Annotated in this window: 17 protein-coding genes; 6 read left to right on the plus strand and 11 right to left on the minus strand. The window is 48.9% G+C overall.

Going from position 1 to position 14,622, the window contains the following annotated elements:
* Positions 1 to 557: 557 nt before the first annotated feature.
* The 3 genes from V3O24_RS13095 to V3O24_RS13105 all read left to right on the plus strand — a co-directional run bounded on the left by V3O24_RS13095 (position 558) and on the right by V3O24_RS13105 (position 2,279).
* Positions 558 to 752, plus strand: coding sequence for a DUF2934 domain-containing protein (locus V3O24_RS13095; protein ID WP_331307567.1), 195 nt, complete (start codon positions 558 to 560; stop codon positions 750 to 752).
* A gap of 30 nt (positions 753 to 782) precedes the next feature.
* A complete protein-coding gene (locus V3O24_RS13100) occupies positions 783 to 1,505 on the plus strand; it encodes a hypothetical protein (protein WP_331307568.1) in 723 nt (240 codons plus the stop codon).
* Positions 1,506 to 2,105: 600 nt separating this feature from the next.
* The gene (locus tag V3O24_RS13105; protein ID WP_181049893.1) at positions 2,106 to 2,279 is read left to right on the plus strand and encodes a hypothetical protein; all 174 of its coding nucleotides are present in this window, start codon (positions 2,106 to 2,108) and stop codon (positions 2,277 to 2,279) included.
* A gap of 285 nt (positions 2,280 to 2,564) precedes the next feature.
* Here V3O24_RS13105 and glgX read toward each other — a convergent pair whose 3' ends face one another.
* Positions 2,565 to 4,655: a glycogen debranching protein GlgX gene (glgX, locus tag V3O24_RS13110; RefSeq protein ID WP_331307569.1), complete on the minus strand. Its 2,091-nt coding sequence runs from the start codon at positions 4,653 to 4,655 to the stop codon at positions 2,565 to 2,567.
* 274 nt (positions 4,656 to 4,929) lie between these two features.
* Between glgX and V3O24_RS13115 the strand changes: the two genes are divergently transcribed.
* Positions 4,930 to 5,082 (plus strand): hypothetical protein, encoded by a 153-nt coding sequence (locus tag V3O24_RS13115; protein WP_181049894.1) that lies wholly within the window; start codon positions 4,930 to 4,932, stop codon positions 5,080 to 5,082.
* 117 nt (positions 5,083 to 5,199) lie between these two features.
* On the opposite strand, the gene V3O24_RS13120 is transcribed toward V3O24_RS13115, so the two are convergent.
* Both V3O24_RS13120 and yeiP read right to left on the minus strand, forming a co-directional pair.
* Positions 5,200 to 6,351 (minus strand): methyltransferase, encoded by a 1,152-nt coding sequence (locus V3O24_RS13120; protein WP_331307570.1) that lies wholly within the window; start codon positions 6,349 to 6,351, stop codon positions 5,200 to 5,202.
* A 3-nt stretch (positions 6,352 to 6,354) separates the two neighbouring features.
* Positions 6,355 to 6,921 (minus strand): elongation factor P-like protein YeiP, encoded by a 567-nt coding sequence (gene yeiP, locus V3O24_RS13125; RefSeq protein ID WP_331307571.1) that lies wholly within the window; start codon positions 6,919 to 6,921, stop codon positions 6,355 to 6,357.
* A 215-nt stretch (positions 6,922 to 7,136) separates the two neighbouring features.
* On the opposite strand from yeiP, the gene V3O24_RS13130 reads away from it, so the two are divergent.
* Both V3O24_RS13130 and V3O24_RS13135 read left to right on the plus strand, forming a co-directional pair.
* Positions 7,137 to 8,021, plus strand: coding sequence for an NAD(P)-dependent oxidoreductase (locus V3O24_RS13130; protein ID WP_331307572.1), 885 nt, complete (start codon positions 7,137 to 7,139; stop codon positions 8,019 to 8,021).
* Positions 8,014 to 8,784, plus strand: coding sequence for a TIM barrel protein (locus V3O24_RS13135; RefSeq protein WP_331307573.1), 771 nt, complete (start codon positions 8,014 to 8,016; stop codon positions 8,782 to 8,784). Before V3O24_RS13130 ends, V3O24_RS13135 begins: the two co-directional genes overlap by 8 nt.
* 115 nt (positions 8,785 to 8,899) lie before the next feature.
* On the opposite strand, the gene V3O24_RS13140 is transcribed toward V3O24_RS13135, so the two are convergent.
* The 8 genes from V3O24_RS13140 to V3O24_RS13175 all read right to left on the minus strand — a co-directional run bounded on the left by V3O24_RS13140 (position 8,900) and on the right by V3O24_RS13175 (position 14,622).
* Positions 8,900 to 9,145: a YfhL family 4Fe-4S dicluster ferredoxin gene (locus V3O24_RS13140; RefSeq protein ID WP_104424137.1), complete on the minus strand. Its 246-nt coding sequence runs from the start codon at positions 9,143 to 9,145 to the stop codon at positions 8,900 to 8,902.
* Between the two features lie 46 nt (positions 9,146 to 9,191).
* On the minus strand, positions 9,192 to 9,422 hold the full coding sequence (locus tag V3O24_RS13145) for a 4Fe-4S binding protein (protein ID WP_331307574.1): 231 nt from the start codon (positions 9,420 to 9,422) through the stop codon (positions 9,192 to 9,194).
* The gene (coaD, locus tag V3O24_RS13150) at positions 9,419 to 9,913 is read right to left on the minus strand and encodes a pantetheine-phosphate adenylyltransferase (RefSeq protein WP_104424139.1); all 495 of its coding nucleotides are present in this window, start codon (positions 9,911 to 9,913) and stop codon (positions 9,419 to 9,421) included. Before coaD ends, V3O24_RS13145 begins: the two co-directional genes overlap by 4 nt.
* Before the next feature lie 106 nt (positions 9,914 to 10,019).
* On the minus strand, positions 10,020 to 10,574 hold the full coding sequence (rsmD, locus tag V3O24_RS13155) for a 16S rRNA (guanine(966)-N(2))-methyltransferase RsmD (RefSeq protein ID WP_331307575.1): 555 nt from the start codon (positions 10,572 to 10,574) through the stop codon (positions 10,020 to 10,022).
* Positions 10,564 to 11,889 (minus strand): pitrilysin family protein, encoded by a 1,326-nt coding sequence (locus V3O24_RS13160; protein WP_104424141.1) that lies wholly within the window; start codon positions 11,887 to 11,889, stop codon positions 10,564 to 10,566. The genes rsmD and V3O24_RS13160 overlap by 11 nt, the downstream gene beginning before the upstream one ends.
* Positions 11,889 to 13,256 carry a pitrilysin family protein gene (locus V3O24_RS13165; RefSeq protein ID WP_331307576.1) on the minus strand — a complete coding sequence of 456 codons (1,368 nt, stop codon included), beginning with the start codon at positions 13,254 to 13,256 and terminating at the stop codon, positions 11,889 to 11,891. The genes V3O24_RS13160 and V3O24_RS13165 overlap by 1 nt, the downstream gene beginning before the upstream one ends.
* A gap of 44 nt (positions 13,257 to 13,300) precedes the next feature.
* Positions 13,301 to 14,020, minus strand: a complete 720-nt coding sequence (locus tag V3O24_RS13170; protein WP_331307577.1) for a hypothetical protein — start codon at positions 14,018 to 14,020, stop codon at positions 13,301 to 13,303.
* Positions 14,017 to 14,622 (minus strand): hypothetical protein, encoded by a 606-nt coding sequence (locus V3O24_RS13175; RefSeq protein ID WP_104424144.1) that lies wholly within the window; start codon positions 14,620 to 14,622, stop codon positions 14,017 to 14,019. The genes V3O24_RS13170 and V3O24_RS13175 overlap by 4 nt, the downstream gene beginning before the upstream one ends.

A 14,622-nucleotide genomic window follows, 5' to 3' on the forward strand; every position in this document is an offset into this window, starting at 1 on the left:
TCTGCGGGGTGGTAAAATTAAGAATGGATCTGTCCCTTTTGCAGTATTGTTACTTTTAGCCGCATGCGAGGATTAATCTTTTATTTTATGAGTCTGCTGAGAGATGAGAAAGCATACTCTGTATGCCGTTGCAATTCACCCAGTATATAATCATAAACCGATTAAGGGCTGGTTTCCAATCACTGTATAGCTCGCCCATTTTAATAACGCAATGGGCTTGCACGGCATATCCTGTCATACAGGTTGCGCTGATTATAGATGGAACCCCCATTATCCAGATCAAGAAATCATCAAGAAAAACGCACCTCACCGACGCTAAAGAATCATAACGCCTGTTGATTATAAATGACGGTCGAGAAAGCGATTGTCTTAAGGTTTGGCTGTATCTCAAGCTATTGAATTTATAGAAATAAAATAAAACATAAGTGTTTGTACGAGTTATGTCGGCTAACTTGTTGTGTTAGATTTGCTGCCGTTTATACATATCGTCCCATTATTTTTTTGCCATAAAATGAATAAGGATTGATATTTTTTGGAAATGTGCAGGAGGTGAGGTTGTGATTGATTTTAATTCAGAGCAAGAATCGAATAAGGTCGTTTTTGATGAGGGCAAGTTTCGCAAAATGGTTACAGAACGGGCTTATAGTAAATTCAAAAAAAGAGGGGGTATAGGAGGGCATGACATGGAAGATTGGCTCGAGGCTGAATCGGAAATTAAAAAACAATGCTTTTACTGGTTTCATGATGAGTAATTTTTTTGATTTAAAACTATGGTGTTTATTATGAAACGAAACAAGATAACCGGGACTCTCAGCAAGGATAAATTAAAAAAACACAAACAGCGTGTTGCTTTCCATGAAGCGGGGCATACCGCGGGTATTTATTTAAACAACAAAGCCAGGCGCTCGCCGCCGGTTTTTTTTAAGATTGTCTTTAAGGGGATGAGCGGCGCGACGGACACTGATGCGAGACCTTATCAAACAACCGATGACGATTGTATTGCGCGAGTGGAAGGAGGGCGGTTAATTGAGTTTTTACCGCTCTCAATGCAGAATTTAACGGAGCACAATGATGCGAACAGGCAATCGGCAAAAGATTACATGGCTGCTTTTGATGCGGATGTCATTAATCTGCTTATTGGACCTTTAGCTGAAGCTAAATATGTCGTCGACAAAGATGACGAGCTATTTAATCGTCAGTTAATCAACTTGAAAGCCTTAAAAAATTATGGCGGCAGTTCCGATCTTGCTCTGGTTGATGAATATTTACAAAGTTTCTCTGCCGATGAACAGCAAAAAACCGATAAATTGAATGAACTGTTTACTGCAGCGTTTGACTTTGTAAATAATGATGCAAACTGGGCGGCAATCACCAAGCTGGCGGATTATATTTACGGCGCTAGTGAAAACATTATTGATTACGAAGAGGTTGTTTCAATACTTGAGCAGTCGGTCGCTCATTTTCAAAATCGAAGAAGCAAAGCAAGGCGTCATTACAATGGATGACTCAAAGAACAGTATTTTTAAGGCCGTACTCGCGTTGCTGGGTAATTTTTCATATATCTGAAAAACCTGGTTTAAGTTATCTTTTTAAACGGGAACCGGAGCGGGAATTCAATAAACCGGCCGAGAATAAAAACACCGGTTCCAGGTAAAGAAAGATTCTTTTCTTCGTATTGTTATTGATCCTGATGCTTTCACCACTCAGTTAGTTCGGCAGGCAATGGATGCTATAAGCTGGTTTTTTTGCTAAGAATTTACCGAATGAAGAAATGGCGGTTGTTGTAATGGGGAGGAATCTCGGCAACCAGTGCGTTGATCTTATGCTGTTTTTACGGTTTATCGTGTTGATCGTAAAGTTAGGTGGCAATGCCATTGCGTAGTTCAACTGTTTTTGTTGGGGCCGACCGGACTTTCGCCCCAAAAGACAGACAGGGAGACTGATATGTATTATGTACGCACATTAGATGAACCGTTTATGAATTTAATGTATAAAAAAAGGAAACAATCTGTCTACTTTTTTGGCTATTGCCATCAATAGGCCTCTTTATTATAGTTGAGCCGTAGTTTAGAAAAACCTTTTCAACTTGATACGAGGATTTACTCATGAACGACCTTTACAAAGATATTTTAATCGGAACGGTATTTATAACCGGCCTGTTGGGCTTTATTTCCGGTGAATTCATTATCTCATCTACACTATTCGCAACTGCGGCTATTGCCAGTAACGTTAACTTAAACCGTAAACGGGGCAAAGCCGGACAATTATCATGCGAATGACCCTCCCCCTATTTGAACTGATTAATACAGCGACTTGAAGACTTCCAAGGCTTAACCGGTCTTGGAAGTCTTTTTGTTTTTAACCCTCTTACCTTACACCTCCTGGAAAACCTCATCGGTTGACCGCATAAAACCGGCTTATTGAAGTCTTTTGTTTTAATAGCGTTGCTGAAGATTCACGGGTGCCGTTCGATTACCGGTTCGGCGTAGCCGCGAAAATCGCAAGCGTTTTTTTGCAAGACGATCCGGCCATGTCTTTCAACGGTTTGAATGCAACTGATTTATTTAGCATTCTCTATTCTCAAAAACCACGACTGTTTGGGTATTCACCGAATAAAAATTTTCATTCACCGTTTTTTGATCTTGTGGCGGCACAATATCATGCGGCGATTCCAGCGACGTGTCCAAGGCCAGACACCATGCATAACCGTAAATAACCGGCAGCTCAATGATAACCGGCCGGTCTGACATGTTCATCACGATGTGCAGGTCGGGTTCGTTACTTTCAATGCCCGCCAGGGTAAACGCCAGAACGCTGGACTCCGGGTCATCCCATAACGGTTTGTTAAGTTCAGTACCATGCCATTGGATTTCGGCTATTTCCCGGCCATCGATGGGTTTCCCGGTTAAGAAACGCCGCCGCATAATGGATGAATGTCTTTTGCGCAACGCTATCATCAGTTGAACGAAACGCAACATATCGGCATTTTTCTCGGTCATGCGCCAGTCTATCCAGGACAGCTCATTATCCTGGCAATAACAATTATTATTACCGTGCTGGCTGTTTAATATCTCATCGCCTGCAAGCAGCATCGGGACTCCCTGGCTGAGCAGCAACATCGTGAAAACATTTCTCGCCTGTTTTCTGCGTAACGCCAGAACGCCTGGATCTTTGGTTTCTCCCTCAATGCCGCAGTTGTAACTTAAATTATTATTACAGCCATCCTGGTTATGCTCGCCGTTAGCATAATTATGTTTTTCGTTGTAACTGAACAAGTCATACAAGGTAAATCCGTCGTGACAGGTTACAAAGTTAATGCTGTTAATGGGCAGACGCCCTTTGTGTTCATACAGGTCGTTACTGCCGCAGAGACGGGTCGCAAGTTCGTTGACCAAGCCCTTATCGCCGCGCACAAAACGCCGGATAACATCCCGGTATCTGCCGTTCCATTCGGCCCACCGATAGCCGGGGAAACTGCCGACCTGATACAACCCGGCCGCATCCCAGGCTTCGGCAATCAGTTTGGTTTTGGCCAGCTGTGCCGAAAGCTCGATACCCCAGAGCAAAGGGGGGTCTTGCAGGACCTTGCCGTCTTCACCCCGTGCTAGTGCACTGGCCAGATCAAAACGGAAACCGTCGACATGCATTTCCCTGACCCAATATTCCAGGCAGCTGATGATGAAGTTGGCAACCAGAGGATGATTGGCGTTTACCGTATTGCCGCATCCGGTATAGTCATGAAGAATGCTCTTGTTGAACTTGTCATGATGATAAAAAATGTCATCCCCGATGCCCCTGAAATTAATGATGGGGCCGTCTGCGCCGGCTTCTGCGGTATGGTTAAACACAACATCCATAATGACGCCTATGCCCGCCCGGTGCAGCGCCTTGACCAAGTCGCGAAACTCCTGCACATGGGTTCCCTGCTCCGGGGTGACGCAGTAGCCTGGATGCGGGCTGAAAAAACTGTGAGTGCTATAACCCCAGTAGTTTTTCAATCCCATATCGGCCGTGTATTGAGGGACGTCCTGCTCATCGAAAGCCATGACCGGCAATAGTTCAACGTGAGTGATACCAAGCTTTTGCAGGTAGGGGATTTTTTCAATCAAGCCTGCAAAAGTACCCGGATGAGCCACTCCCGAGGAAGGATGCCGGGTAAATCCGCCGACATGCAGTTCGTAGACAATGGCTTTTTCGCTGCGAATGCGTAGCGGCACATCGCCTTCCCAGTCATACCGGTCGTCAACGACGATGCAGCGCATCGCGTTAAGTTTGTTGTCGCCGGGCATGCATGCGGCTTTGCGGCTCCAGCGTTGATGGCTGACGGCGCGCGCCCAAGGATCAATCAGTTGCTTGTTTTTATCAAAATGCAGGCCCGCTTCACGGACCTGATTGGGGCCGTCCATGCGCCACGCATACCAAGTGCCGGTCGGCAAGCCGACCACATAAACGTGCCAGGAAAAGAAAGTCCGGTTGATTTCCTCCTGCAATACTATGGTTTGAAAGGGTTCATCGCAATCCGAGGTAGTAAACAGTAAAAGTTCCACATGCGTTGCATAACGGCTGAAAATGGAAAAATTAACCCCCTTGTTTTTAGCTATGGAACCGGAAGGGTAAGGATTCCCCGGTTTTAACTGATATTCTTTTTTTTGCATATCCTCGTCTCACGCTTTGCAATCACAAAGCTTAATAAATATTCGGGTCGTGTTTACGAACTCATAAAGACTATTATCCAAAGCCTCCGGCTAAAGGCAAAAGAATTTAGGCTAATTTTCCGTTACTTAACAACGAAAGCCAATGCTTAAAAATCAATTGTATTCATATAGGAAACTATTAGTTAATAATAGCTGATATTGTCAATCCATAGGTACGCATATATAGTATAACCAACATTGATTACTTCTTACCGAAAATTAAAGGGGCTTTAAAATGACTGATTTTCAAAGAGATATTCTAATAGGGCTGATGTTTGTTGTTGGTATTCTGGGCTTTCTTTCCGGCGAGTTCATTGTTTCAACCATCATGTTTGCAACAGCCGCAATATTCAGCAATATGCTGTTAAGTCGCAGATTGCTGGGTTAAAGTTTCTACCACCTCTTGGTATCCTGCCTCAAACAGTATCTCTCCTGTTTGATTTTTACTCCCGTTGCTTAGGCGACGGGAGTTTTTTTTGCCTTAATTTTTCGCCTGTCCTGCAAGTTAAGCCGCCGATACCGCTTTCACGATAAGGAATTTTGAGTTGGCCGCGATAATCGAATGCGCGCCGAAAAGGCGGCCAAGGTAACTGTGATAATCCAGATGCCGGTTGCCGATCACCCATAATTCACCGCCTTTGCGCAGCACCCTTTTTGACTGTTTAAACAAGCCGGCGGCAATCTGGTCGCCTACGGTATTTTGCTGATGAAACGGCGGATTGCACAGAATCAGGTCGGCGGACTCCGATTCAACCCCGATCAAGCCGTCGCCGACGCGGAAAGTCGCTTGGCGCTGTTCCCCAAAAGCACGCTGAAAATTATCCCTGGCCGACGCCACCGCCATGAAAGACTCATCGACAAAATGCACCGTCGCCAAAGGGCAGCGTTCTGCGGCGATTAAACCGACCAGGCCGTTGCCGCAACCCAAGTCGATAATGTCGCAAGCATCCTGCCGGGACGGAAGATGCTGGAGAAAAAAGCGAGTGCCTATATCGAGACTGTCGCGCGAGAATACATTGGCATGGTTGCTAATCAGGAGCTCGGTATTTTCAAGCCGGTAACAAAGCGGATAAGGGCTAGGCGGAATAATCAATTCGGCATCAGGCGATGCAAAAACCAGCCGCGCCTTTTTTTTTGCCAGCGAGGTTGTCGTCGGACCGACCAAGCGCTCCAGCAGTTTCCAAACCGAGGGCGGCAGGGTCTTGATCATGCCTGCGACAATCACCCGGCTTGTAGGCGTTAAATGCGGGTGCAGGCGTATCAGCTCGTCCTCCAGCAAGGCCAGGGTTTTCGGCGCTTTAATCAGCACCAGATCGAATACGCCCTCCGGCGATTCAAGGCTGTTCAGCAAGCTGACGCTATGTTCAGGCAAGTTATTTACGGCGAGATTAAGCCGCGTGGCCTGTTGCGACAGATAGGAATCCGACATCGCATAAGGCCGGTAAGCGCTCAACGCTACGGACAGTGCGCCGAAACTGTCATTCAATATCAAAATCCGCGCGCCCGTTGCCGGACCATCCGGCAGTGGCAGCTGTTCCGCAACCGTGTCGAGCAGATATTCGTCCGCCGCGTCCCAGGCGCGCAGCAACTCCCTCGGCCGTTTCGGCAGCCGGTTTAGTTCAAATTCGCCTTGGGCAACGGTTAGATGATTGGACATGGCTCAAGCGCGGGACATGAACTTGCCGGTTTCGGTATTGATTTTGATCAACTCCTCGGGTTCCAGATATTCCGGTACCTGAACTTCCAGGCCGGTAGTGACCCTGGCGGTTTTGGTGCGCCCTGATGCGGTTGCTCCCTTGATCGCCGGGGCCGTCTCCACGATCGGCAGTACCACGGAACTGGGCAGTTCAATGCCCAGCACCGCATCGTCCACCAGCAAGGCCACTATACCTTCCAGGCCTTCGGTCAGATACTCGATTTGTCCTTCCAAGTCCTCACTGCTCAAGCTGTACTGGGTGTAATCCTCCATATTCATGAAAATATAATTGTCTCCATCGATATAGGAAAACTGCACCTTGGCGCGGACCAGGTCGGCATCCTTGAAAAAATCGTCCCCTTTTAGCGACTCGTCCAGTTTTTGGCCGGTTTTAAGATTGGTGAAACGGATCTTGTACAAGGTCGATGCGCCGCGGGATGACGGGCTCTTGGCATCGACCTGTTTAACCGCATGGGGTACGCCGTTTATTTCAACCACCATGCCTCTTTTTAACTCACTCGCTTTTGCCACGCAAACTTCCTCTCGATTAAACTTGCCGGCAAAACGCAGCAAGGGTTTATATTAAAAAACAGCGCCGGATGGCCGGACTTAAGCCGCCATTAAACGGCATTATATCGTAGAATTTGCAGTTAAAGCCGCCTGCTATGCATGGCGTAACGAATTATCAGCGCTTTGGCGATCCAGGCGCTTCATCCTAAATATTAATCAGCGATAAGTTAAAAACCATGTTAAATAAAAAACCATCCCTCGGTTTCATCGGCATCGGCCTGATGGGTAAACCGATGACCTTGCGTTTGCTGGATGCGGGCTTTAGCGTCAATGTCTGGAACCGCAGCCCTGAAAAGCTCCAGCCAGTCATTGAAGCGGGCGCTAAAGCCTGCGTTTCCGTAGCCGAGTTGGTCCGTGTTTCCGAGGTGATTATCCTGTGCCTGGCCGATACGGCGGTTGTAGAGTTGGTTGTACTAAATAATATTGCCCCCAACGGTGCAGCGGGCAAGTTGCTGATTGATTTATCGAGCATCCACCCGGAAAACACCCGGCAATTAGCGGCGCTGCTGCATCAAAAATGCGGCATGGGCTGGGTCGATGCACCGGTTTCCGGCGGCGTCGCCGGTGCGGAGCAAGGCAGTCTGGCGATTATGGCGGGCGGCAGCGCGGAACATATCGAAGTTGCCCGGATCGTCCTAGCGCCGCTGTACAAACAATTGACTCACATGGGCGAGGTGGGCTGCGGCCAGATTACCAAGATCTGCAACCAGATGATCGTCGGCTGCAATGTGCTGGTTATTGCCGAAATGATGGCGCTGGCCAAACAGGCCGGTGTTGATGCGGGGCAAATACCCGTCGCATTGGCAGGCGGTTTTGCGGACTCCAAACCCTTGCAAATTGTCGCTCCCGAAATGGCGGTCGAAGCCTTTGAGCCGGTTAAATGGCGGGTTAAAACGCTGTTGAAGGATTTGAACATGGCGGCCGATTTGTCCGCCAAACAGGGTACATCAGTCCCGATGTCCGCCCTGGCCGCGCAGCTGATGCAATTGCACGGCAGCCACGGTTATCTGGAACAAGACCCTTCCACCTTAATCAAACTCTATAGTAAAACCGATGCTTAACTTTACCGCCAACCTGAGCCTGCTGTTTACCGAAGATACACTTATCGAGCGCTTCAAGGCCGCCAAGCAGGCGGGCTTTAACGCCGTTGAAATCCAATTTCCTTACGACCTATGCGCAACGGACATCAAAAACAAACTGGATGAATACGGCTTGAAACTGGTTTTGTTCAACGTAGCCGCCGCCGATTTATTGCAAGGCGGCGAAGGGCTGGCCTGCGTGCCTGAAAAGCGCGACCAATTCAGGCAGGCCGTCGCTCAAGCCGTCGAATATGCCAAGCTGTTAAAGCCGGAAGCGGTCAATGTCCTGCCGGGACGTTGCCTGGACAAAACCCGCTTAGAGCAATATCTGCAAACCTTTAAGGAAAACCTGGGTTACGCCGCCGAGGCCTTTTCGCCGTTGGGCATCAAGACAGTGTTTGAAGCGGTCAACACTCACGACATGCCCGGATTTATCATCCATAGCGGTGCGCAAATGCTCGACGTGTTAGATCGGCTAAACCGCCCCGGCTTGTTCATGCAGTACGATATTTATCATATGCAAATGATGGGCGAAAAGCCCGAGACATTTATTGACGAACATGCCGATAAGATCGGCCATATCCAGTTCGCCGATTGCCCTGGACGCGGGCAGCCCGGTACAGGCCGGATTGATTTCGGCCGGGTGTTTTCAGCCATTGAGGATTCGGGCTATTCGGGATGGGTGGGGGCGGAATATAAGCCGGTTGGAACTACCGCTGAAAGTCTGGATTGGTTGACGGCATAAACCTCAACTTAAAGAACGGTATTTAATCGCACACGGATAATACGGATTTGGCGGATAAACGCGAATAAAAAATCCGCAAATCCGTGTTCTATTTTTTATCTGAGTGCAAGCCAGCCTAGCCTATCAACTTCAAATACTTCTGATACAGACTTTCCTTGTCCTCAACATGCTTGGGGTCTTTGTCGATACAATCGACCGGACAAACCTCCATGCATTGCGGCAAATCGTGATGCCCCACGCACTCGGTGCATAACTCAGGATTGATGATATAAATGTCCTCGCCTTGGGAAATCGCGCCATTTGGGCATTCCGGTTCGCATACATCACAGTTGATACATTCTTCATTAATAATAAGGGCCATACATACTCCTACAAATTACAACACGACATTGATGAACACTTAATGTTCAACCAAATAAATTCAAACACTTCTTATACAAGCTCTCTTTGACTTTGTGGATGCCGTCATTCGGGCAAACCGCTTCACATAGGGGCTCGCCGTAGTGTTCAGCGCAATTGGTACACAATGCGGGATCAATCACATAAGCATCCTCGGTCTGAACAATCGCTTCATTCGGGCACTCGGGTTCACAGACGCCGCACCGGGCGCATTTATTGTCATCAATAACCAGGGTCATGATTTTTGCTCGGATTTGAATTTATTAATTAAGCATTGGTGGACAAGATCCGGCACGAAACAGGACACATCGCCGTTCAGCAGGGCAATTTCCCTAATCATGCTCGAGGAAATAAATTCATACTGTTCGGCCGGGGTCAGAAACACGGTTTCCAGTTCCGGCGCCAGACGCCGGTTCATCCCGGCCAGCTGAAATTCATATTCAAAATCGGATACCGCGCGCAAGCCGCGCAAAATCACATTGGCGCCCTGTTGTTTGGCGCACTCGACCAGCAGGTTGTCAAAGCCGATCACCAGCACATTGGGGAATTCCGAGGTAACCGCTTTAGCCATATCCACCCGCTCGTTCAGAGAAAATAACGGGGTCTTGCCCCGGTTAACGGCCACGGCGACGACCACTTTATGATAAAGCCTGGACGCTCGGGCAATCAGGTCTAAATGCCCATTGGTAATGGGATCAAAAGTACCCGGATAAATTGCGGTGCTAGACATGGTCGGTGGTTTTCAAAAAAAGCGGCAATTCTATACCAAGAATATGATTTTAAATACTCATTTAAGGAAATAACTGCATGGACAGCTCCATGCAGTCACAAGCCGGCTATTCAGTACGCTCAAACAAATGATAGCCGACTTCGCCCGCGCTTTTGCTTTTCAGCTGCCGCCAATTTGCGGGCATGCCCGACCAATTGACGTTACGTTCGGTTTCAACATAAATCTTTGCATGCTTAGCCAGCCAGCCGTTTTCCTCCAGCAGTCTACAGGTTTGAACAGCCAGATTCAGGCCGAACGGCGGATCGAGAAACGCTACATCGAAGGCTTGCGGCTCGCCGGTCAAATAGCGCAACACATCGCTTTGTACGATTTTTATCTGCCCGGCGGACAGCGCCGCCGCATTGTCCTTTAAGCAGCCGCAGGCCTGGGCATTATTTTCCACCTGGACGACCGACTTGGCGCCTCGGGAAGCGGCTTCAAAGCCCAAAGCGCCGCTGCCCGCATATAAATCCAGACACTGCTTTCCGACAATTTCATACTGCAACCAGTTGAACACCGTTTCCCTGACTCTTGCGGGCGTGGGCCTTAATCCGGGCGCATCGACAAAGCTTAACTGCCGGCTGCGCCAGTCCCCGCCGATAATCCTGAGCTTATTTTTCACTCTTGTTGCCGCTCCCGCCCAGGGTGATGGTTTGCATTAGCTGCGGGTCGATGCGGCGCTTAAAGGCGTCTTTTATCGATGCGGCCGTCACTTTTTCGACGTTTTGCTCGAACGTATCCAGATAGTCCAGAGGCATTTCATAAAAGCCGATCATCGATACATAGCTGGCCAGTTTTTTATTGGTATCGAAACGCATTGCAAAACCGCCGGTGATGTTTTTCTTGGCGGCAATCAGCTCGGCTTCCGTCGGCCCTTGCGCGATAAAATCGGCCAGGGTTTTATTCAGCACTTCCAATGCCTGGCCGGTTTGGTCGTTACGGGTTTGCAGGCTGACCGTAAACGGCCCTTTTCGGAACATCGGCGCAAACGAACTGCCCGCGCTATAGGCCAGCCCGCGTTTTTCCCTGACTTCCTCAAACAGTTTGGACACCAGTCCGCCGCCGCCCAGAATGTGGTTGCCGACATACAAGGCAAAGTAATCGGGATCTTTACGATAGGTGCCGGGCATCCCGACCAGAACATGGGTTTGAGTTGAGGGGAAGTCAATATGCTGTTTGCCCGCTTTGACCGGCATGACCACTTCAGGTAACGGTTCCGGCTTTTGGCCGACCGGCAAGCCTGAGACCAGCGTCTCTACGGTATGCTCCGCCTGTTGTCTGGACAAATCGCCTACGATCACGACCACCGCATTGGCGGCGACATAATATTTCTGATAGAAGCTGCGCAGGTCCGCCGCCTCAAAACCGGAGACCGTGACGATCTCGCCGGAAGTCGGATGCCCGTAGGGATGATCGCCGTACAAGGCCTTGTAGTAGGCGATGCCGGCCAGCTCGGCGGGCGATTCTTCCTGTTGTTTTAAACCGGCCAAGGTCCGGTTTTTTTCCCGCTGGAAATCGGCTTCATTAAAACTCGGGCTGGTCAAAATGACCTGCATGGTTTCCAGCGCCTTATCGAACAGGGGTTTATCCGTTAAGGTTCGCAACGAAACGGACGCCATATCGATCGAAACACTGGCGCCGAACTGCGCGCCGACGCTTTCAAAACGTTGGGCGATTTGATCGGCATTCCATTGTCCGGCCCCGGTATCCAGCAATGCGGACGTCAATGCAGACAGGCCGAACTGACGGCCGTCACGCGCGCTTCCGGCGTCGAACGCCACCTGTATGTCCACCATCGGCAAGCCTTCGGTATGCACATAATAAACCCGGCTGCCCTGCGGCGTTTGCCAGTGTTCGATTTTTGCCGCGGCCTGCGCCGGGTTGCAAAAAGCCGCAAGCCAAGCGGCCAACATAAAACTTAACAGACGGATACGCATTATCTAACTCCTTTTGTTGTCTTGGTCTCGGTGATATTGCCGGTGATCGGCAAGGGCTCCAGATAAGCGACGCTCAATTTGTCTTCAACCAGATACTTACGCGCGACGTCACGCACTTGTTCCGCGGTAACCCGATTAACTTTTTCTACATATTCATCGGCCACTTTCCAGCCCAGGCCGACCGTCTCCAGCATGCCCAGCTGCATGGCCTGATAAAAACCGGAATCCCGCTCGTAAACCGCCTTGGCTAGTACCTGAGCCTTAATGCGCTGTAATTCATCGTCATCGACCAGCTTGATTTGCAGCCTGGTAATCTCGTCCTTTAGTGCGTTTTCCAGATCCCAGACGGTTTTTCCTTCGGCGGGCGTGGCTTCCAGCGTAAACAATTCCGGCAATCTTGAAGCCAGGCTATAACCGGCTCCGACGGAAACGGCGATTTGCTTGCCGCGCACCAGTCCCGACTCCAATCTGGCGCTGCTGCCGCCGTCCAGCACTCCGGCCAGGACTTCCAGCGCATACGCTTCCCATTCATGTTGCGCCGTCTTCAATACCGGCACCTTGTAGCCCATGACCAGGTACGGCAGTTTTGCCGGTAACTTGACCGTCATCTTCCGAACGCCCAGCTGCTCGACTTCGGCCTGAGGCTTTAGCGGTTTAAGCTCGCTGGGCTTAAGATCGGCAAAGTATTGTTCCGCCAGCGCAAACACCGCTTTGGGCTGCACATCGCCGACCACGACCAGCGTCGCATTATTGGGCGCATACCAGCGCTGGTACCAGGCCTGAAGGTCTTCGATCTTGTAGTTTTCAATATCCGAAGGCCAGCCGATCACAGGATTTTTATACGGGCTGTTGGTATAAGCCATTGCATTGAAATGCTCCTGCATTTTCGCTTGCGGATTATCGTCCGTGCGCATCCTGCGTTCTTCGGTCACCACCTGCAATTCTTTTTTCAGCTCATCGGCCAGCAGGTGCAGATGGCGCATCCTGTCGGCTTCCAGTTCAAAGCTGACCGCCAGCCTTGAAGCCTCCATGGTTTGAAAGTAGGCCGTGTAATCCTGTCCGGTAAACGCATTTTCCTCGCCGCCGTTTTCGGCGATGATCCGGGAAAACTCGCCGGGCGCATGCTTGTCGGTGCCTTTAAACATCATGTGCTCAAGCATGTGGGAAAGGCCGGTGATACCGCCCGGCTCATAGCTTGAGCCGACCTTGTACCAAACCTGGGACACCGCCACCGGAGACCGGTGATCTTCCTTAACCAGCACTTTTAACCCGTTCCCCAACACATGCTCGGACACTTTAGTTGTCGCAGCATGGCTTGCAAAAACCGGTAGCCACAATAATGCGGCGCATAGTAATCGTTTGTTCATAACTCCCTCTTGGGTCAATGTTAAGGTTCTTTTAAGTATCTTGATTAATAAGGATTGATAACGCTATCAACCGTTAAAATTTTATCTGCACGGACATTTTCTTCAGCCCGGACTTGAACAGTTTGTTGAATTTTACCCAAACGCCAATACCAGAAAATCAATTGATAGCTTCCGGGAGCAAGATTGTCGAACTGATAGTTGTCGCCGCTGGACACACGTTTTGTCAGCATATTTTTTTTGGAAAACAGTACCGTTTTAAGCGATTCGTTATCTTCGGATAACAGTTCCAAATCACCTTCCAGTTCAATTTTAAAGATTGCAGTAGCACCGGCGTCCAGGCTGGGAAGTGTTTGAATCCTTTGGCCGGTCGAGGAGGTCTCGGCAACGAAAAAATTTTGGCTTTGCTTGGTGTTGTTATGAAGCTGTATCGTATCGCCTAATGCCAATGCGATAGACTTTAACGACATTCCTTCAGTATTGGCGGTCAATTGATGTTGCTGAGGCGGCAAGTTTGCTTGAATCAGGCCGACATATAACTCATCCAGTTTGGCGTAATTGACCATATCGGCTTGATATTTAATTCCGCCCGTCTTCATTTCCCCATATATCGAAACCGCGCCGGGATCATTTTCCATCTTTTTGTTAATAGCGGGATGAGAATCGGCGGACAACATACCATAAACACCGCCTTTGCCTTTTATAACTTTAGGTGCGGCGGTACACGCGGACAGAATGACAACACTCAACAGGATTAAATATTTCATTTGTTTATAATCTTTAAAGTCAGGTTTTTAATAGGATCTTTGCCGACGCTTAACTTGATAGACTCCGCTTTGTAGCGCAGATGTAACACGACCGCATTTAAAGTCCATTCGCCCTCCGGCAGATTGTCGATTAAAAAATCCCCAGGCCGGTCTAAAACCTGATAATAACGGTCAGGTAAAATTATTATTTTGCCTTCCATGTTCTTATGAACCGAACAGTAATAATTAACAATACCGGTAGTTTTAAAAGCTTGCTCCAGTTTAGAGCCTTTTTCTCCCAGGCCTAAATCAAAACTCGTCAACGGGCTCAGTGAAAAAATATTATGGTCTATATCCTTGCTTTCATCATTGCTCCATTGAACCTTATCTCCGGCGGCGATAACGGTTAGCGGCGAATGAAATTCCGTGTCTTTTTGTGAAACTACATGTGTTTTCTGGGATTGACCCGATTTACCGGAACCCTCCGCCTGCATGTAAACAACCAGTTGTTTAACTTGCGCGGGTGCCTCAATATGGCCTGAAATGGATTGAGCCGCAATGGGTGACAGTGATGAGAAATAAGTCAAACCGGCTGCTAAAAAATAAAAACTAATTTTTTTCAT

The sequence above is a fragment of the Methylobacter sp. Wu8 genome, from assembly GCF_036440755.1.
GTDB lineage: Bacteria > Pseudomonadota > Gammaproteobacteria > Methylococcales > Methylomonadaceae > Methylobacter_A > Methylobacter_A tundripaludum_A.